Origin of the sequence: Streptomyces sp. NBC_00846 (genome assembly GCF_045207325.1) — a bacterium.
GTDB lineage: Bacteria > Actinomycetota > Actinomycetes > Streptomycetales > Streptomycetaceae > Streptomyces.
On sequence record NZ_CP108846.1, the window covers coordinates 7,529,841 to 7,548,504 of the forward strand.

The 18,664-nt window shown below is 69.9% G+C and carries 17 protein-coding genes and 3 pseudogenes; 12 read left to right on the top strand and 8 right to left on the bottom strand.

The genetic code is table 11. The annotated features are described in order from the left end of the window. Nucleotides 1-110 precede the first annotated feature (110 nt). Nucleotides 111-632, top strand: a complete 522-nt coding sequence (locus OG936_RS34630) for a GNAT family N-acetyltransferase (RefSeq protein WP_406499789.1) — start codon at nt 111-113, stop codon at nt 630-632. A gap of 84 nt (nt 633-716) precedes the next feature. On the opposite strand, the pseudogene OG936_RS34635 reads toward OG936_RS34630, so the two are convergent. The 3 genes and pseudogenes from OG936_RS34635 to OG936_RS34645 all read right to left on the bottom strand — a co-directional run. Then, nucleotides 717-999: pseudogene (locus tag OG936_RS34635) on the bottom strand (ferredoxin-NADP reductase); the annotation flags it as partial. 352 nt (nt 1,000-1,351) lie between these two features. After that, complete coding sequence (locus OG936_RS34640; protein WP_406499790.1) at nt 1,352-2,533, bottom strand: MFS transporter; 1,182 nt, start codon at nt 2,531-2,533, stop codon at nt 1,352-1,354. A gap of 15 nt (nt 2,534-2,548) precedes the next feature. Beyond that, nucleotides 2,549-2,737, bottom strand: a complete 189-nt coding sequence (locus OG936_RS34645) for a hypothetical protein (protein ID WP_406499791.1) — start codon at nt 2,735-2,737, stop codon at nt 2,549-2,551. Between the two features lie 516 nt (nt 2,738-3,253). Between OG936_RS34645 and OG936_RS34650 the strand changes: the two are divergent. From OG936_RS34650 to OG936_RS34665, 4 genes and pseudogenes are all read left to right on the top strand, one after another. After that, nucleotides 3,254-3,466: pseudogene (locus OG936_RS34650) on the top strand (DUF664 domain-containing protein); the annotation flags it as partial. A 20-nt stretch (nt 3,467-3,486) separates the two neighbouring features. Beyond that, nucleotides 3,487-3,753 (top strand): annotated as a pseudogene (locus OG936_RS34655) (DUF4032 domain-containing protein); the annotation flags it as partial. Nucleotides 3,754-4,069: 316 nt separating this feature from the next. Then, entirely contained in the window at nt 4,070-6,847 is a 2,778-nt protein-coding gene (locus OG936_RS34660; RefSeq protein ID WP_406499792.1) for a SpoIIE family protein phosphatase, read from the top strand. Nucleotides 6,848-7,672: 825 nt separating this feature from the next. Next, complete coding sequence (locus tag OG936_RS34665; RefSeq protein WP_406499793.1) at nt 7,673-8,197, top strand: transglycosylase SLT domain-containing protein; 525 nt, start codon at nt 7,673-7,675, stop codon at nt 8,195-8,197. 138 nt (nt 8,198-8,335) lie between these two features. On the opposite strand, the gene OG936_RS34670 is transcribed toward OG936_RS34665, so the two are convergent. The 3 genes from OG936_RS34670 to OG936_RS34680 form a co-directional block, all read right to left on the bottom strand. Then, nucleotides 8,336-8,800, bottom strand: coding sequence for a substrate-binding domain-containing protein (locus OG936_RS34670; RefSeq protein ID WP_406500736.1), 465 nt, complete (start codon nt 8,798-8,800; stop codon nt 8,336-8,338). 18 nt (nt 8,801-8,818) lie between these two features. Continuing rightward, entirely contained in the window at nt 8,819-9,157 is a 339-nt protein-coding gene (locus tag OG936_RS34675) for a MerR family transcriptional regulator (protein ID WP_406499794.1), read from the bottom strand. A gap of 568 nt (nt 9,158-9,725) precedes the next feature. Continuing rightward, complete coding sequence (locus OG936_RS34680) at nt 9,726-10,919, bottom strand: PP2C family protein-serine/threonine phosphatase (protein WP_406499795.1); 1,194 nt, start codon at nt 10,917-10,919, stop codon at nt 9,726-9,728. 442 nt (nt 10,920-11,361) lie between these two features. Between OG936_RS34680 and OG936_RS34685 the strand changes: the two genes are divergently transcribed. Next, a complete protein-coding gene (locus tag OG936_RS34685; RefSeq protein ID WP_406499796.1) occupies nt 11,362-12,114 on the top strand; it encodes a DUF4232 domain-containing protein in 753 nt (250 codons plus the stop codon). Between the two features lie 142 nt (nt 12,115-12,256). Here OG936_RS34685 and OG936_RS34690 read toward each other — a convergent pair whose 3' ends face one another. Then, complete coding sequence (locus tag OG936_RS34690; RefSeq protein ID WP_406499797.1) at nt 12,257-13,342, bottom strand: PP2C family protein-serine/threonine phosphatase; 1,086 nt, start codon at nt 13,340-13,342, stop codon at nt 12,257-12,259. Between the two features lie 207 nt (nt 13,343-13,549). Further along, nucleotides 13,550-13,942 carry a hypothetical protein gene (locus tag OG936_RS34695; protein WP_406499798.1) on the bottom strand — a complete coding sequence of 131 codons (393 nt, stop codon included), beginning with the start codon at nt 13,940-13,942 and terminating at the stop codon, nt 13,550-13,552. Nucleotides 13,943-14,164: 222 nt separating this feature from the next. On the opposite strand from OG936_RS34695, the gene OG936_RS34700 reads away from it, so the two are divergent. The 6 genes from OG936_RS34700 (at nt 14,165) to OG936_RS34725 (ending at nt 18,638) form a co-directional block, all read left to right on the top strand. After that, nucleotides 14,165-14,572, top strand: a complete 408-nt coding sequence (locus OG936_RS34700; RefSeq protein ID WP_406499799.1) for an archease — start codon at nt 14,165-14,167, stop codon at nt 14,570-14,572. 23 nt (nt 14,573-14,595) lie between these two features. Further along, nucleotides 14,596-15,579, top strand: a complete 984-nt coding sequence (locus OG936_RS34705; protein WP_406499800.1) for a CapA family protein — start codon at nt 14,596-14,598, stop codon at nt 15,577-15,579. Nucleotides 15,580-15,584: 5 nt separating this feature from the next. Continuing rightward, nucleotides 15,585-17,012, top strand: coding sequence for an RtcB family protein (locus tag OG936_RS34710; RefSeq protein ID WP_406499801.1), 1,428 nt, complete (start codon nt 15,585-15,587; stop codon nt 17,010-17,012). Between the two features lie 264 nt (nt 17,013-17,276). Further along, complete coding sequence (locus OG936_RS34715; protein ID WP_406499802.1) at nt 17,277-17,471, top strand: hypothetical protein; 195 nt, start codon at nt 17,277-17,279, stop codon at nt 17,469-17,471. Continuing rightward, on the top strand, nt 17,452-18,012 hold the full coding sequence (locus tag OG936_RS34720; RefSeq protein WP_406499803.1) for a hypothetical protein: 561 nt from the start codon (nt 17,452-17,454) through the stop codon (nt 18,010-18,012). Before OG936_RS34715 ends, OG936_RS34720 begins: the two co-directional genes overlap by 20 nt. Nucleotides 18,013-18,023: 11 nt before the next feature. After that, on the top strand, nt 18,024-18,638 hold the full coding sequence (locus OG936_RS34725) for a cell wall protein (protein ID WP_384461584.1): 615 nt from the start codon (nt 18,024-18,026) through the stop codon (nt 18,636-18,638). Nucleotides 18,639-18,664 lie beyond the last annotated feature (26 nt).

Sequence of the window (18,664 nt, forward strand, 5' to 3'; positions counted from 1 at the left end):
GTGACGTCGTATCCCAGGGCAGATGCCGCAAGAGCGCTGGTAGCACACGGTAGCGTGAGCGGGCGGGACCGGGGCGGGCCGACGGGACGCACAGAACTATGCTCACAGATGTGATCGAGACTGAGCGACTGTCGCTACGGCCACTACAGCTCTCGGACGTCGATGCCTTCGTCGACCTCCATGCGGACCCGAGGGTCAACCGGTTCGTCGGAACGTACACCCGTCAGCAGGCGTGGGACCGACTCGCCGTGATCGAGCGTCAGTGGGCCGAGCGGGGCCACGGCCTCTGCGCGGTCGAACTCAGGTCGAGCGGTGAACTCATCGGCCGAAGCGGCCTGCAGTACTGGGAACAGTTCGACGAGGTCGAGCTCGGATGGACGTTCCGGGCGGAGCACTGGGGACACGGATACGCCACCGAGGCGGCCAGGGCGTGCCTTGACTGGGGCTTCGCCACACTCGAGGAGGACTACTTCACCGCGCTCATCCGACCGGGCAACGAGCCGTCCGCGAGGGTGGCCGAGCGTCTCGGTTTCTCACCGCGGCGCCAGGACACGGTCAAAAGCAATCCGGTCACCGTATACGCGCTGGACCGATCGACGGGCCCGTCCGACCGGCACGACCCGGCTGAGTAGTCGCGACGGAACAGGGCCGTACGCGGCGCCGGGTGTTTGTGGTGAACCCGAACGCGGAGCCGCGCCGGCGGCGACTTGGGGCGTTCAGCCCGGCAGCCGCAGACGGCCGCCCTTGGACGCCGCGACCAGTTCTTACTGTGCCGAATTCGACCCGTGGACGGCCGTTTTCGCGGCCGCGTGCCAGTTCGGCCCGGTCGATCGCGGCCAGCCTCCGGGCATCGACGACATGGCGGCTGCGGCTTCGTACGAGGCGCCGGAACGCCTGGGACGTACCCCAGGGCGGCGGCAGCACGCCGGCCACGGCATCGGCCAGGAGGGTGCCGACGGTTTCGGCGGCGCAGGCGCGTCGTGCTCCGGCCGTCCCGGAGTCGAGAGCCTCCACCTGCTGCGGGTGGGCGGAGGTGTGGTCACCCGCTCGGCGTCCCGTCCGGTCGTGCATGTCGGCGGGGCTCAGGGCCGCAGGCTCACGGACCTGCGGGATCCTCCGGAGCCCCGTCTCCGCTCAGCCGGTCACTGCTGGAGTGGCACGGGTCGTCCATCGCCGTAGCATGGTCCACGAGGACGGCTCCTCTCAGAGAGAGATCGGATTCACCGGCAGCCCCCTGTGAGAACAGGGGGCTGCCACCATGTCAGGCGGTGGCCGGGGGTCGGGCCCCCGTTCACTTCCGTACGGTCCAGCTGCCCGCGGTCGCCCACATCCGCCGTGCCGCATGAGCGGTTCAGCGCGGCGGCCTCAGCGCGGCGTACGTTCCCGCGCCCGCTGCCAGCAGCATCACGCAGCCCGTGAAGATCAGTCCGGCCTGGCGCAGTCCGAGCCGGATGGCCATGGCGCCGACTCCGACCACCGGAACCGAGATCCCGGCGTAGGCGACGACGAAGAACGCCGAAATGGTGCCGCCACGATGCCGTGCCGGGGCCGCCCCGCTGACCAGGGTGAGCGCCGCGCGAAAGGCCAGTCCCTGGCCGGTGCCGCCGCACAGCGCGCCGAGGACGAGCAGGGGCAGGGATTCGGCGATCAGCGATGATGCCACCAGCAGCAGGCCCACGACGAGGATGCCGCAGCCCACGGGAAGCGCGAGGCGTGCGCCAATCCGTGGCGTCAAGGACTGCCCGACGGTCGAAGCGAGGAACACGGAGAACACCACCGCGCCGGAGACGGCCAGGTTGTGCACACCCAGGGTCCGAGTGGCAAAGCTCGGCGCCACCGCCGTGAACAGCCCGAGTAGCGAGAAGCCCGCGAACGCTGCCAGCGAGGCGGGCGTGAACACACCTTTCACCTCGGGAGGCACGGAGACTCCCTGCGGCTTCGGACGCGGCCACCGCTTCGGCTCCGTCACGGTCTCCGGCAGGAGCCAGGTGATCCCGGTTGCCGCGCCCACCAGCCCCAGGTGGACCCAGAACGGCAGCATCAACGGCCAGGGCGTGTACTGCGCGAGGAGGCCGGAGAGCAGTGGACCGCAGCCCAGACCACCCATGTTTGCCGCAGTGGCGGCGAAACCGGCACGCGCTTTCTGCCCGGGACCCGCCAGTTCGATGACGGCCGCCGTCGCCGCGCCGCTCAGCAGCCCGGCCGCGCAGCCGGACAGCAGTCGCCCCACGAAGAGCAGCGGAAGACCGCTCTGCAGGAGGAAGCATCCCGCGCTCGCAGCGGACAGTGCCATGGCACCCAGGACCACAGGTCTGCGGCCGGCCTCGTCGGAGTAGTTGCCCGCCACCAGGAGCACGGTGATCACCGCGACGGCGTACACGGCGAAGACCACCGTCACCATCAGCTCGGAGAACCCGATCTGCTCCTGGTAGAGCCCGTACAACGGTGTGGGCAGGGTGGTCCCGGCCATCCCGACGGCGAACACCGCCGCCGCGGCCAAGTAGCCCGGCCGCCGGCGAACGAGTGGATTCATCGGTCCCAGAGTGTGTCAGTCCCAGAGTTTGTACGTCACGACCCGGTGCGTCTGCGCCGGTGTGCTGTCCGTGTAGACGAGCTGAAGCCGGGTGAAGTGCTGGAGGTCAGGATGCTTCTTCCAGCTCTGCGGGCGGTCGAGCCGCACCTCGACCGGGTAGGTGTGGAACTTGCCTGCGGCGCAATAGGGCTGACAGTCATTCACGGCGTCTAGTCCGCTTCCCACGGCGGACATCGTTCCCCATTGGGTCCAACGCAGTGTGATGAGGCGGTTGTTGCCGTCCCCGCAGGCGATCAGGAAGTTACCGGGGCGTACTTGTGAATTCGAGAAGCAGTCGACGGCCACCGCGCGAGCGGGCGACGCCGGACGTGCGGAAGTGGAAGCGGATGCCGGTACTGCCACCATCGCAAGCGTTGCGGCAGCACACAGCATGACCGCTGTTCTGAGTCTGTCTCGTTGCATGTCGGCTCCCCAACTGCTTCTTTCCGATTCCGAGCGGCTTTCCCGCCGCACCGGACCCGCCCTGCGTGCCGAGGTCTGCGCGTCAGCAGCAGTCATCGGTGGCGGTGCCCTTCCTCCAGCGGTCGTTCCTGAATCGACAGTACGACCGTGTCCGGGTATGCACCACCCGTACAGGTATCGGCCGCGCGGAGCACCAGGGAATCAGCTGCCGGAGCCGGAGCTCACCGCTTGTACCGCCGCTCCGGATCGTCGGCAACGCCGGGGGATCGACGCGAGGTGACGCTCCACCGGAGTCTCGTCCACATGATCGCCGAGACGGATCGCCATGCCGGGCGCGCCGACATCGTCCGGGAGCTCATCGACAGCGTCGTCGGGCTGCGGACCGGAAGCGACTGTATGGCGCCCGGCGACGCGGCGTGGTGGGAGAGCCACCGCGGCCGGCTGGAGCGCGTGGCCCGGGAGGCGGACGGAAGCGCCTCCCGTTTGGATCGGCCGAGCGCCCGGCGGTACGCGAGTACGAACTGCTGTGCATCCTTGCCCGGCTCGGCATACCCGCGGTGGACCCACCCGCTGTGGTCACCGGGCGCACCGCCGGCGACGGGGCACCGCTGGAGCCGATGCTGATCACCCGTCACCTCAACGGGTCCCTGTCCTACCGCTCGATGTTCGAGACGACCATGCGCCCGAGCACGGTGCACCGGCTCATGGACGCGCTCGCCGTACTGCTCGTCCGATTGGACCTTTCCGCGGCTCCATGGACGAGGCCGAGCTCTGTCACGATTTGTTGGAACACCGGTGGTGCATGTCCGAGCGCGCACAGGGGTACATCGGCTGCGGGCGACCGTGGCGGACTACATCGCCACGGTCCTTCTCCGTCCCGGCACCGAAGCGCCCCCGGCAAGCGGTTGTCCGTCACCCGAGTGACTCCGAACCGGGCCGGGCCCCGTGCCGGACGGATCCGCTTCCGGCCGGCCGGACCCGCCCCGCCGCGACACCTCGCGGCCCTGCCCGTCAGCCGTCGCACAGTGCGTCGCGCGGGTCGCCCGGTGTGTGCGCAAGGTGTACAAAGAGGGCATGACCGGACGGGACAGCCGCCGACGCTCGGTTCTCAGGATGCGAACTGTCGCCGGTCAGGTCTTTCTCCTGCAGGTGGCGATAGTCGTGTTGCTCGTGGCCGCCGCAGTGGCCGCGCTCGTACTTCAGTCGCGGGCCGACAGCAAAAGAGAGGCCCGTAACCGTTCGGTCGCCGTCGCCCAGGCCTTTGCCAGCTCACCGGGGATCGAGGCGGCACTGAAGAGCCCCGACCCGACCGCGGTGCTCCAGCCGCTGGCCGAGCGCGCCCGGAAGCTCACCGGCGTCGATTTCGTCGTCGTGCTGAACCGGGCCGGAATCCGCTACACCCACCCCCTGCCCAACCGGATCGGGAAGAAGTTCGTCGGCAACCTGAAGCCCGCGCTGAACGGCGGCATCGTCGTCGAGGAAGTCACCGGGACCATCGGACCCCTCGTGCAGGCCGTGGTACCCGTCACCGGTCATGACGGCCGCGTCGTGGGTCTGGTCTCCGCGGGGATCACCATCAGACGCGTGAGCGGCGTCGTCGAGCAGCAGCTCCCGCTCCTGTTCGGCTCCGCCGCGGGAACCCTGATGCTCACCACGGCCGGGACGGCTCTGGTGAGCAGGCGGCTGCGCCGCCAGACGCACGGCCTCGGTCCCACCGAGATGACCCGGATGTACGAGCATCACGACGCCGTCCTGCACGCGGTGCGCGAGGGCGTCCTCATCGTCAGCGGCGACGGCCGGCTGCTGCTCGCCAATGACGAGGCCCGCCGTCTGCTCGGCCTGCCGGCGGATGTGGAGGGGCGCGCGGTCACCGAGCTCGCGCTCGACCCGGTCACCACGGAGTTGCTGGTCTCGGGAAGGACGGTGACAGACGAGGTGCTTCCGGTCGGTGAGCGCCTGCTCGCGGTCAACCAGCGGTCGACCGACCGGGACGGCGGCCCGCCCGGCAGCGTGACGACCCTGCGCGACACCACCGAACTCCAGGCGGTCACGGGCAGGGCCGACGTGGCGCGCGGACGACTGAGTCTGCTGTATCAGGCCGGCACCGAGATCGGCACCACACTCGACGTGGTGCGTACGTGCGAGGAACTGGCGGAGTTCGCGACCGCCCGCTTCGCCGACTTCACCACCGTCGATGTGATGCAGGCGGTCCTGCGCGGTGAGGAGCCCACGCGCGCGGGCCCGGACACCGAGTGGCGTCGTACCGCCGTCAGCGGCGTTCGGGACGACTCGGTGCTCCACCCCGTCGGCTCGCTGCTCCGCTTCCCGACGACCACGCTCATGGGGGCCTGCCTGCGCACGGGAGAGGCGGTCCTCGACGCGGATCTGGTGGCCCTTTCCGGCTGGCAGCGGCAGGATCCCGCGAGAGCCCGGGAACTCCTCGCGTACGGAATCCACTCGGTGATCGCGGTTCCGCTGCGCGCCCGCGGCCCGATCCTGGGCGTCGTCCTGTTCTGGCGCGCCGGGGAGTCCGAACCGTTCGAGGACGAGGACCGGTCACTCGCCGAGGAACTGGTCGCCCGGGCCGCGGTGAGCGTCGACAACGCCCGCCGCTACACACGCGAGCACGCCATGGCGGTGACCCTGCAACGCAGCCTGCTGCCGCGCGGTATCCCCGACCAGAACGCCCTCGACGTCGCCTACCGGTACCTGCCCGCACAGGCCGGTCTGGGCGGCGTCGGCGGCGACTGGTTCGACATCATCCCGCTGCCCGGCGCCCGCGTCGCGCTCGTCGTGGGCGACGTCGTCGGCCACGGACTGCACGCCGCCGCGACCATGGGGCGCCTGCGCACGGCCGTCCACAACTTCTCCACCCTGGACCTCTCGCCGGGTGAACTCCTGTGGCACCTCGACGAACTGGTCGCCCAGATCGACCAGGACGAGGCCGTCGACAGCGCCGACGCGGAAGTCGCCGGCGCCACCTGCCTCTACGCGATCTACGATCCGGTGTCCGGGCGCTGCATCATGGCGCGGGCCGGCCACCTCCAGCCCGTGGTCGTCCACCCGGACGGCACCGCGGAATTCGCCGACGTGCCCGGCGGCCCGCCACTGGGACTCGGTGGCCTGACCTTCGAGAGCTTCGAAACGCAGCTGCCCGAGAACAGCCGGCTCGTGCTCTACACGGACGGTCTCGTCGAGGACCGGCACCGGGATATCGACGAGGGCCTGTCCCTGCTCGTCCGGACTCTCGCCGAGAACGCCGACCGCACACCCGAGGAGACCTGCGACGCGGTCCTGCGCACCCTCGTGCCCGATCTCGCCCGTGACGACATCGCGCTGCTCGTCGCCCGTACCCGCAGACTGGACGCCGCGGACGTCGTTCAGATGGACGTACCCAGCGACCCCTCGTCGGTGTCCCGGGTACGGGCCGAGGTGTCCCGCAAACTGGCCGAATGGGATCTGGCGGAAGAGGCGTTCACCACCGAGCTGATCCTCAGCGAACTGGTCACCAACGCCATTCGCTATGCCACCGGCCCCATCGGGGTACGGCTGCTCCGCGACCGCTCCCTGATCTGCGAGGTCTCCGACCACAGCAGCACCGCGCCCCATTTGCGGCAGGCGGCCACCACGGACGAGGGCGGCCGGGGGCTGTTCCTCGTCGCCCAGTTCGCCGATCGGTGGGGAACCCGCTACACGGACCACGGCAAGGTCATCTGGACCGAGCAGGCACTGCCGACCGACACACGGCCGGGCGGCCCCCCCGAGCCTGTGACCGGGCCGGCCACAGACCGTGTGGCGGTACCGGTTGCCGGTCCGGGGAACCGAACCCCGCGCACGAGAGCGTTCACGTGAGCGTGAGAGCGAGCACCGACGAGTATGCCGCCCTCACCTGCCTCGTAGAAGCCCGCCGCCCGCACCGGACCGATCCGCCGCGGAAACGGCCGGAGCAGCGTCCGCTGCATGGCCTCGGCAACCGAGCGGGCCCGGACCAGGCCGGCCACACTTCCAGCCCCGGACATACGAGGGTGATTCCGGCGGTGCGCCGCGGACTCCGGGTGACCGCCGCGACGGGGAGGGACTCCGACCAGCAGGAAGCTCAGTGGTTCGTGACTGTGGACCGTCGGGTCCGCGACCACGTCCCCGGCCATCAGCAGCGGAGGAAGCCACCGGACCCACGTTCGCTCGTCGCCACGCCGAGGATGCCACCGCGGCAGGCCGACGCTCGTTCCCGCACCTCCATCACCGCCATGTGACCTACGGGAACCCTGTGCGCAGTCGCACGCGACGAGGCGGAGAGGCGGGCCTCAGGGCGTCGGCGAGACGTGCCCGAGCCGCGCCGTCGAACCGCGGCGTCAGGGTTGAAATTGTGATGCCACCCATAGGAGCTGGGTCACATCCTAGGGACGGTAGTAGGCCGGAGGCCGCACAAGAGGCGAAGAAACGCCACAGAACATGGCATTTCAGACATTTCTCCGTAGTCGGGTAGTACGTCACATAATTGCGCTCCGTCCTGTCCGTCGCTAACCATGGCTGTCGTTGCAGGGAGCAGCGGTCGGGCCCGGCGGATTCGCCGGACAGGTTCGCTCGGACCCGCAGCAGCGGGGTTCGGCTCCGCAAGCCGCCGCAACCGAGACCGGCCGGCATCACCCAAGACGTCCCCATTGGAGTTCCTTCCGTATGACCACGTACACGCAGATCCGCACCAGCCGCATCGCCCGCCTCCGCACGCTGACCGTCGCCGGTGTCGCCACCGTGGGTGCCGCAGCAGCAGCCCTCACGCTGACGTCGACATCCGCGCAGGCCGCTGAGGTGGCACCGGCGACGGTGAGCGCCTCCGTGGTCAAGGCTTCGGCGGACGGCGGCCAGGGCGGCACGGGATACGCCAACAACCTCGACGGCTGGATCAAGGAGTCGCTGGCCATCATGAAGGCCAAGGGCATCCCCGGCACCTATGAGGGTCTGCACCGCAACATCATCCGCGAGTCGGGCGGCAACCCCAGCGCTCAGAACAACTGGGACGTCAACGCGAAGAACGGTGTGCCGTCCAAGGGGCTGCTCCAGGTCATCCAGCCGACCTTCAACGCCTACCACGTCGGTGGCACCGCGCACGACCTCACCAACCCGGTGGCCAACATCACCGCGGCCGCCAACTACGCGGCCGACCGCTACGGGTCGATCGACAACGTCAACTCCGCCTACTGATTTGTAGACCCCGCGCCCGCTTCATCAGCCAGGACCGGCACGGTCGGCACGCACGCCGACCATGCCGGTCCTTCGGCTTGCCGGTGGTCCGCCCGGTGAACGGCCGGTGGCGTCGTGGGTCCGTGAAGGTGCGTGCCGTCAGCGCCGCGGGGGCAGGTGCTGCCGCGCGGCACGAGGCGCGCCGGAGTATCCCGTACGCTCTCGGCCGCACCGGCGCCGATCATTTCCAGCAGGGTCTCGGCCGCGCGCCCCGTAAGCCGCGATGTCCCGAGTCGGCGCGGTGAGTTGAGGCCGCACCACCTGGGTGACCGGGGAATCGTCCCGGGCCACGACCGGCAGATCGCGCGGGACGGCGAGGGGGAGTTCCTGAGTCACCGGGAGCGCCGCCACCGCCATGATGTCGTTGTCGTAGACGACCGCCGTGGGACGCTCGGGTGCGATCAGCAGCTTCCGGGTGGCCCGCGTACCTTCCTCGCCGGTGTGCACGACGGTCGGGCGGGACAGCCCCGCGTCATGGCACGCCCCGTCGAACGCCGCATCACGCACCGCCGTGCACGCGAGGCGGGCAAGCCCCGCGACCCGCGCGATGCTTCGGTGCCCCAGCGTCGCGAGGTAACGGAGTCAGGCTCCGGTGCCGGGGCGGGACTCGTTTGCGGCCCGGTGCAGGTCTTCGTTGACGCGCCGGGCTTCGTCGAGCTGGTCCTCGAGAACGACGATGCGGCAGGCCGCCTCGACCGGCGTGCCCTGGTCGACGAGTTCGCGGGCGCGGGCGGCGACCTTCAGCTGGTAGCGGGAGTAGCGGCGGTGCCCGCCCTCGGACCGCAGCGGAGTGATGAGGCGGGCTTCTCCGACGGCCCGCAGGAAAGCAGGAGTGGTGCCGAGCATTTCGGCGGCCCGTCCCATGGTGTAGGCGGGGTAGTGGTCGTCGTCGAGAGGGCCGAGAGGGGTGTCTGCGGTCATGTGCACCTCTGGTCGCGGGCGTGTCGGGGGCCCCGGCGCTGTACGGCACCAGGGCCCAGAGGGATTTGAACACCATCTGCCGGCTCACTACTGCGCCGGCCTGTTGATTCCGCACTGTCTCCCGGCTGAGGGGAGTGAGTGCGGGTATCGCGGATGCGTGACCGTGTGACCACCTTCCGTTCCGGGGTCTGCGGTACCCGGGCTGACTACGTCCTCGCTCGGGCGATCCTGATGGCGCTTGCCTCCTTCTTTCTCCTGGCTGATCCATCTGTTTGCCACATGCGGGTCCTGGTACTGCCGACGGCGTCTACGAGCCGCCGGTCCCGGCGGTCGACGAGGGAACCCTCGATCCTTGCGGTCCCATCGTTCCGCTGCCGTGCCACACCCGCATTCGTCCTGTGCGCGCGGCCGTTCGTCTCTGCCGCGCCGTACAGACTTCCTGGCTATGTGGAAGACAGTAACTCCAGGGATGAAGCATGTCTACTATCGCCATGGCAGATTTTCGAGGAGAAGAACTGCCGGAATTTTGTGGAGGGCGGTGCACATTCTGGGACGGGTCGGCCTCCGGTCAGCACTCCCGTGAGGGACCCGTTCCTCCGGGGCCGTGAGGGGAGCTGTCGGGCCGGGCGGCCTCTCCGTGATGGATTCCCGAATTTCCGGCAGGAGCGCGGTGGATCGCGATGACAGCGGCGTCGTCACCGAGATACCCGCCCGCGTGCGCCAGGAGGTCGCGGCGCAGGTGGCGCAGGAGAGTCTCCGGAGAACTGTCGGTCCACCGGGCGGCCCGTTCGGCGAACGGATAGAAATCTCCCTCTCGGCTGCGTGCTTCGATGATGCCGTCGGTGTAGAGGAGAAGGGTGTCGCCTTCCTCGAAGGTGAACACGTCAACGGTATAGCCCGTCTGCCCTGTGCCGCCGACTCCCAGCGGGGGTGCGGGATGCAGACTCGGGACGGAGACGGAATGTCCTGGGCTGAGCAGCAGGGGGGCCGGGTGTCCGCAGCTGGTCATGCGGATGATGGGGTCGTGGTCGGGGATCTCCAGCAGGAGAGCGGTGACGAAGCGTTCCCCGGCCTCGCCTTCCGGCTCGAAGTCGGCCTGGTAGCGGCCGACGCTCCGCTCGAGGGCGGCGGCGAGTGCGGGCAGGCTGGTGTGCTGGTGGGCGGCCTCGCGGAAGGCGCCGAGCAGGAGAGCGGCTTCTCCGACGGCGGCCAGGCCCTTGCCTCTCACATCGCCGATCATCACGTGGGTTCCGCCCCCGGTACGGGTGGCCGCGTACAGATCGCCCCCGATCAGGGCCTCGTCCTCCGCGGCCAGGTACAGCGAGGCGACCCGCAGCGGCCCGATGCGGTCGGGGAGCGGCCACAGCAGGATCTGCTGCGCGGCTTCGGCCACCGACCGCACCCGGGCGAGTTCCCGGCCGTGCCGCTCGCGCATCAGGCAGTAGAACACGACCAACGCCGAGAGCACGGCGATGGCGGCAATCTGCACGAGCACGCTCCGGGAGGTCAGTAAGCCGAAGTGCAGACCGATGTACGCCTGGCCAGCCACGGCCAGGATTCCGATCACCGCGGTGGACAGCGGACCGGCGAACGAGGCGGTGATCGCGGGAGCGATGACCAGCAGCGGCCCCAGGCGGATGTCCTCCGGCGCCAGAATGTCCACAACCGTGATCACGACGATGAGCGCAAGAGGGATCACCAGTAGCACATGGCCCGGCCGCCATGACTTCCGCAGACGTGCGATGCGTTCACTGAGATCCACATCTTCCACAGTGCACCGCCCCCGGGCAGTGCACGAGTCGGGCCGCCGGCAGGAGATGGTGCGGGGGCGGCGCCGCCCGCGAAAAGGGAGCAGCAGCGACGAGAACCTGGGCGGATACGTGCGGACCATGCCGTTCTGCGGAGCCTGACCCCTGTCGCCATACGCTCCGGTGTTTACCGCGGCGGGTGCGGACCCGGATACGCGGGAAGGCCGCCATGGCCATGGCGGCCTTCCCGCAGCGTGACTCTGCCCCGGTTCGATCGTTGAGTCGATCACGATCACGGACCGGAATCCTGAAGGTGCTGCTCGTCGATCCGGGAACGTCAGCTGGACGTGAGAGGCATGTCGGCGGGACGTGAGCGCCGGCCAGAAGACTCACGAGGTCGGGGTCGGTTCGCCGCAGCATTCAGGCCTTGTCTCACCATTACATCGGGGAATCTCCATGCGTACGATCAACCGCAACCGCAACCGCAACGTCGTCCTCGGCGCCGCAGCCACTGCCGCCCTCGCCCTGGCACTGACCGCCTGCGGCGGGGAAGACAGCGGCACGAAGGCCGCCGACCCGGCGAACGGCGCCACGCCGGCCGCCGCCTCCCGGCCCGCCGACGCCGCGAAGGCCGGCGACTCGGTGGCGAACACCGGGTCCGCGCAAGCAGTCTCCGCAGGCAAAGGCACCGCGAAGGAGGGAACCGCGAAGGCGAGCGGCGGCAACACGGACACCGACAGCTACGCCTACACGCATCCGTGTAAGAGCCAGAAGCTGTCGGTGCACGTGACCAGCCGTGCCGGCGCGCCCACCCAGCGGGTGATCGAGGTGCGCAACCTCGGCGCGAGCGCCTGCGGCCTGAGCTACTTCCCGCGGGTCAGCCTGGGCAACTCGCACTCCGCGGACCACAGCAAGGACGTCAGGCCGCTGGTCCCCAGCGGTCTCGGCGGCGCACCCGCATACCCGGTCCGGGCCGGAAAGACCGCCTACGCGGTGATCGACGTCAACCCATGCGGTGCGACCACGGGGACCGTGGCCGGGATCGACGAGATGAACGTGCTGGCCGACGATGCTCACATGCCCAACGCGGAAACGCACAACTTCCCGCTCGGCTCCGGCGCGAAGGTACTCAAGCCGAAGCTGGGCCTCTACCGGAGCACGATCGCCGACGCCGTGAGCTCCATGACCCAGGCGGACACCCAGTCTTGACAGTGATGATTGGCCATGTCGCCCGCACGGCGTCGAACGGTCGGCCGCGCCCTCCTCCGGCACTGGCTGATCAGCGCAAGTGGTCTGAACGAGAGGCGTCGCGCATGGCTGCCGGTCCCAGTGGGTGACTGCTGGTTCCTAGCTAGTCGGGCAGGTGGTAGACGGCGAGAGCCGCGGTGTCGTCGTTGAGGCGGTTGTCGGTGTAGACGAGGAGATCGTGGTGGAGGCGGTCGAGGAGTTCCCGGGGTGGGAGGGGCCCCCAGGAAAGGACACGCTCCGGCAGGGGGTAGAAGGCCCCAGCGGATTCGCGCGCTTCGGTGACGCCGTCGGTGTAGAGCAGCAACTGGTCGCCGGGGCGGAAGGGGTACTCGTCGACGTGGTAGGCCTCCGTGAGGAGCATGCCGAGGTTGAGTGGCGGTGCGGGGTCGGCCGTTTCCAGCTCAGTGACCCCGTCGGAGCGGATGAGCAGGGGCGGGGGATGGCCGCAGTTGACGACGCGGACCACGTGCCGGCGAGGAATCTCCGCGATGATGGCAGTGACGAAGCGTTCGGCCATGTCGCTTCCGGCAAGGCGTGCGGCCCTGCGGTTCATGCTGGTCTCTACCCGGCGGACAACGGTGGCGAGGTCCGGTTCGTCGTGGGCGGCCTCGCGGAAGGCTCCGAGAAGGGTGGCGGCCGTCTCCACGGCAGGGAGGCCCTTTCCGCGGACGTCTCCGATGACCAGGCGGAGTCCATACGTGGTGGGGACGGCCTCGTACAGGTCGCCTCCGATGCGTGCTTCCGCGTCGGCGGACAGGTAGAGAGTTTCCACCTGAATGGGGCCGATGCGGTGAGGGACCGGGCTGAGCAGGACACGCTGTGCGATCTCGGCCACGAAGCGCACGGTCGCGAGGGTGCGTTCCCGGCGCACGCGGTGGGCGGCCAGGAGTGTGCCGAGAACGCCGACCAGAGCGGTGCACAGGTAAGCGGTCACGTAGTGGCGATCCCATACGTAGCTCACCGGGCGGCCCGCGCAGCACGGGGTGCCGGCCAGGACGCCTTCGAAGACGATCGCGAACACGGTGAAGGCACCGACGGCAGCGGGGCCGTGGGCGAAGGCGGCGATCACCGGGAGGGCGACGAGCAGGAAGCTCACGGGCCACTGCACCGGCGTGATGGGTTCGATTACCAGGATGCCCGCGATGTAAAAGGCAGGCAGCCAGCGCATCCACGCGGGCGCGGCAGGCACCGCAGGGCCCCCTTCACCGGGCCGCGCCGTCCAGTCGCTCGCCGCCCGGGGGCGGCCCGGCCACCTCACTGCTCGCGCCGGCGCGGGGCGAGCGCGGACGCTGCCCCGCCGGAGCACGGAGCCACCGTGCGACCCGCATGCGGACGGCGCTCCTGGCGGGTCCACTCACAGAGCCTGTACACGCGGAACTCCTGACACAGGACGTGGTCAAGGCGCCCATCCTGCTGCGCCGCAGGGTTTCGGGCCGGTCATTGCTCCAGCCAATGGCATGTCAGGACCGGTACGGCCGGCGAGCGACGACGACGCCCCGTCCTGTCGCCCGCTGCACCATGTGCGGGCGACCTCGGCGCGGCGCTTACGGTGCGGCGCTCGGGCACGGACACAGCGTCCCGCGACGCCTGCGGAAGAGTTCCCGCACTGCCGGTCCACGCCGCGGTCGAACGGAGGCGCTGCGAGTGCGTCGCGCAGCGCGAGGACGTCGCTCATGGCGACCGTCGAGGCAGTCATCCAGGCGTTGACCACAAGGTTGACGGCGCTGCCCTCGACCCCGGTTCCGAGCGCTGACCTGGGGTGCAGTGCCTGCTTGAGGCGACTGCGCACGGTGTCAGTCCGCTCCTCGGGTGGTCGGGACAGCGCCGACGGGCGGTCGCGCCTCGTGATGGTTGCCCTGGAGCGGTGCACGGGACGACTCTGGAGGAGACAGGGCCCGCGGTCCGGGGAACTCGGCCGTCAGGCTGTGCGTACGGAGACTACGGAGAGGCACCGACTGTGGACGGTCGGGAACCCACGGGGGAGCAGCCTGGTGCGAGTGGCCACCGGGCTATGCCCCACACCGCGGACATGCAGGTGGAGGCGTGGTCGCCGACAGTCGCGGGCTGCATCGTCGAGGCTGTGCGTGCGGTGGTGGAGGGTTTCGCCGACACGTCCGGGGCAGCGGTTGTCGGGGACCACGAATACGCGATTACGGCGGAATCCGATGAGGATCTGCTGGTGTCCGTCCTGGAGGAGGTCGTCTACCGGATGGATGCCGACGGCGAGATCCCGCTCGATGTGGAGGTGGGAGCGATCCGGTCGGCAGGGGACGGCCGGGGCCTGTCGGTCCGCTTCCGAATGGCCGACGCCGGCACCGCCGTCCCGGTCGGTGCGGTGCCGAAGGCCGTTTCGCTGCACGATCTGCAGCTGCGGTGCGGACCTGGCGGCTGGACCTGCCGGGTGACCCTCGACGTCTGAGGGGGCGGGGAAGGGACAGGATCATGGCGCTCACGATGGCCCTGGCAGGCGACACCATGCTCGGGCGCAACGTCGCCGAGGAACTGCGCCGCTCGCCGGTGCCGGGGACGCTGGTCTCCACGGGGGTCAGGGAGGCGCTCGCGGAGGCGGACCTGTTCGTACTCAATCTGGAGTGCTGCGTCTCCGATCGCGGGCACCGCTGGCCCGACCCGCGAAAGGCCTTCTTCTTCCGAGCGCCCTCCGTCGCCGCGAAGGTGCTGGCCGAACTGGGGGTGAACTGTGTGACGCTCGCCAACAACCACGCCCTGGACTATGGCTTCGACGCCCTGACCGACACCTGCACCCTGTTGGCCGGGGCGGGTGTCCACACGGTCGGCGCCGGGGCGAACGTACGCGCGGCCCGGGAGTTCGCGGTGCTGGAGGCGGGCGGTGTGCGGTTGGCGGTGGTCGGCGTCACGGACCACCCGGAGGAGTACGCGGCAGGGGAGAACAGCCCCGGCGTGGCCTGGGCCGATCTCCGCGTGGGGGTGCCCGGCTGGCTGACGGAGTCGGTGGGCCGGGCCGCCGAGGCGGCGGATGTCGTGCTGGTCACCCCGCATTGGGGCCCCAACATGACCTCCCGGCCGCCGCACCGCGTCTCGGCCGCGGCCCCGGAGCTGCTTGCGGCGGGAGCGACTCTGGTCGCCGGGCACTCCGCCCACGTCTTCCACGGGATCGCCGACCGGATCCTCTACGACCTGGGTGACTTCGTCGACGACTACGCCGTGGATCCGGTCCTGCGCAACGACCTCGGGCTCCTCTTCCTGGTGACCCTGGACGGCCCGGATGCCGCGCACCTGGTTCCCGCCCGGGTGAAGGCGGCGCCGCTGGCCCTGGACTACTGCCACACCCGCCTGGCGCGCGGTGAAGAGCGGGAGTGGATCCGCGACCGGCTCACCACCGCCTGCGCCGAGTTCGGCATCGCCGTCGCCGACCGGACCGGATGGCTGACGGCCGACTGGAGGTGAGGGACGTGGAGATCGCACTGCTGGAGAGCAGCCCGTACCGCTTCCGGATCGAGCAGCGGGAGCCGATGCGTGTCCCCGGGATCGTGTTCGCCTCGCGGGCGCTGCTGCCGCAGGCGGCGGGGGACAAGGCACTGGAACAGGTGGCGAACGTGGCGACGCTGCCCGGCATCGTCCGCGCCTCCTTCGCTATGCCCGACGTCCACTGGGGCTACGGCTTCCCGATCGGCGGGGTGGCCGCCACCGACATCTCCCACGGCGGGGTCATCTCGCCCGGCGGCGTCGGGTTCGACATCTCGTGCGGCGTACGGTTGCTGGCCGCCGGCATCGACCGCGAGGCGCTCGACCACGAGCGGACGCGGCGCCTGATGGACCTCCTCGACAGGACCATCCCGCGCGGTATGGGGCGCGGCGGCCTGTGGAAGCTGTCGGGTGCCGGGGAGATGGACGAGCTGCTGGTCGGCGGCGCTCGGTACGCGGTCGAGCACGGCCACGGTGTGCCGCGCGACCTCACGCGCTGCGAGGACTACGGCGTCCTGGACGGTGCGGCCCCGGGGCAGGTGAGCGCGCGCGCCGTCGAGCGCGGCCTCCACCAGGTGGGAAGCCTCGGCTCGGGCAACCATTTCCTGGAGGTCCAGGCGGTGGACCAGGTCTACGACCCGGCCACCGCAGCGGCCTTCGGGCTGCGGGTGGGCCAGGTGTGCGTCATGATCCACTGCGGCTCGCGCGGCCTGGGGCACCAGGTGTGCACCGACCACGTCCGCGTGATGGACCAGGAACTGCACCGGCACCGCATCCAGGTCCCGGACCGGCAGCTGGCCTGTACGCCGGTCGACTCGCCGCGGGGCCGCGCCTACCTCGGGGCGATGGCGGCGGCCGCCAACTACGGCCGGGCCAACCGCCAGTTGCTGTCGGAAGCCACCCGTCACGCCTTCGCGACCGCTGCGGGAGTCGGTCTGGAGCTGGTCTACGACGTCTCGCACAACACCGCCAAACTGGAGACCCACGAAGTGGACGGAGCGGCACGTCCACTGTGCGTCCATCGCAAGGGCGCGACGCGGGCGCTGCCGCCCGGCGACCCGGGCCTGCCCGAGGACCTCGTCCGGGCGGGCCAGCCTGTTCTGGTCCCCGGGACGATGGGCACCGCTTCGTACGTGATGGTCGGCCTTCCCGGCAACGACGCCTTCCACTCCGCCTGCCACGGCGCCGGCCGGGTCTGGAGCCGCCACCACGCGCTGCGCATGGTCAGTGGGGAGCGGCTTCGTGGCGAGCTGGAGACCCGGGGCATCGCCGTGCGGCCCTCCTCATGGCGCGGTCTCGCCGAGGAGGCGCCGGAGGCGTACAAGGACGTCGACGCGGTCGCCACGGTCACGGAGGGCGCCGGACTCGCCCGGCTGGTAGCCCGCCTGGTGCCGCTGGGAGTAGTCAAGGGATGAGCCGGTAGGAAGCGGTAGACATCGGAAACAGCTTTCCTGGAGGCCTCGCCCGTTCGGCCGGTGTTGGCGACGAGCGGCTGCTCGGCGCGCATCCCGTGAGCGCGATCAGCCCGGGCCGTAGGGCCTCGCGGCCGGCTGCTTCGGCGCGGGACTTCCCGGCCGCGGCGGTCGACAGTTGCGACGGCCGGCCCGATCTGATCGGTCACCGCCTGCCGGCGGTAGAGCGCACCCACGTTGTTCATCGTCGGAGGCGAGGACGGGACGGTGCCGGACCTCAGCCGCTGGGCCCAGGCGCTGTTGTCGGTCTCCTCGGTCGCCTCGGTCGTCGTACGGGACCAGGAAGTCGACCGTCGCGCGTCGCGCGGACAACTTCACGGCGATGAATCGGCGCGGAGCGAGGTGCTCGACCAAACGGAACGAGACAGTCTATACAACTGGCTTGTCTACGCGCATCATTGAGTTGCTTCGCTCGGACAACCATCCTCGGCCGGAACGCGGGCATCTCCGCTTGATGCAGCGGGTCAGCGATCGGTCAGCATTTGTCATGCACGCGCCAGTTCCCGAGAAAGGCAACACGATGGCTTGCGGATCAACCAGCCTGTGGGCCGGTGAAACCAGCTGGTTCTGCTGTGGCAACGCCTGGGGGCCATGCTCCAGTGCCGGCGGCGGCGCCTGCGGCAACTGCCAGTCCAGCGCCCGCCACGGTGCGTGGCCCAACGCCTCACAGGCATGCTGGAACATCACCCGGCCCGACCTCTGTGGCGAGAACATACCCAGACGTGGCTGCGGTGCGGTGATGAACGTCAAGCACCAGTGCTCGGGTGCGACGGTGTGCATCACGATCACCGACTGCGGCCCGCGCACCAAGGACTGGTGCGGCGAGGCGACTTGCTGCAATGGCGCCTGTCGCACCAACCGCGTCCTCGACCTGACCCCGGCCGCCTTCTCGGCGATCGGCAACCTGAGCTCGGGCAAGCTGCCGGTCTACATCTACGAGTGAGGAGCACCGACATGACCGTACGACACGACCGTGCCGACGGGATGCGCCGCCGGCGCTTCCTCACCAACGCCGCGCTGGGCGGCGCTACCATCATCGGCGCGACCGCGCTCGGCGGCCTCGACGCCGAGGCCGCCTTCGCCGCAGAGCCCTCGCTCGACCCCGCGATAGCCAAGTCCACCTTCGTGGAGGGCCGGATCACGGGCATCACCGGCAGCATCCTGGAAGTGGCCGGATCCAACGGCGGCCACTCCCGGGTCCAGATGACCAACGTCACCAGCGTCTGGAAAGTTCGCCCCACCACGGCCGAAGTGATCGACGTCGGCGACGGGCTCTACGCACGCGGCGTCAAGATGCCTGACGGCACCGTGGCCGCGGACGCGGTGTGGGTGAACATCGTAAATCTGGACACGCAGATCCGTGGCATCGCGAAGAACCGGCTGCACCTCGCCCACGGGCAGCACGAACTGGTCGGTCATGTCGCCCCGGACGCCAGCGCCTCCTACGCCGGCCGCGCACTGACATCCGACCTGTCCCGTCTGCGCATCGGACAGAGCGCCCAGGTGCTCGGTGCCTGGCGGCCGTCCGACAACTCCGTGGACGTGGTCCGCATCTCCGTCGGGCACTGATGCAGGCCCAGGGACACAGAGAGAGG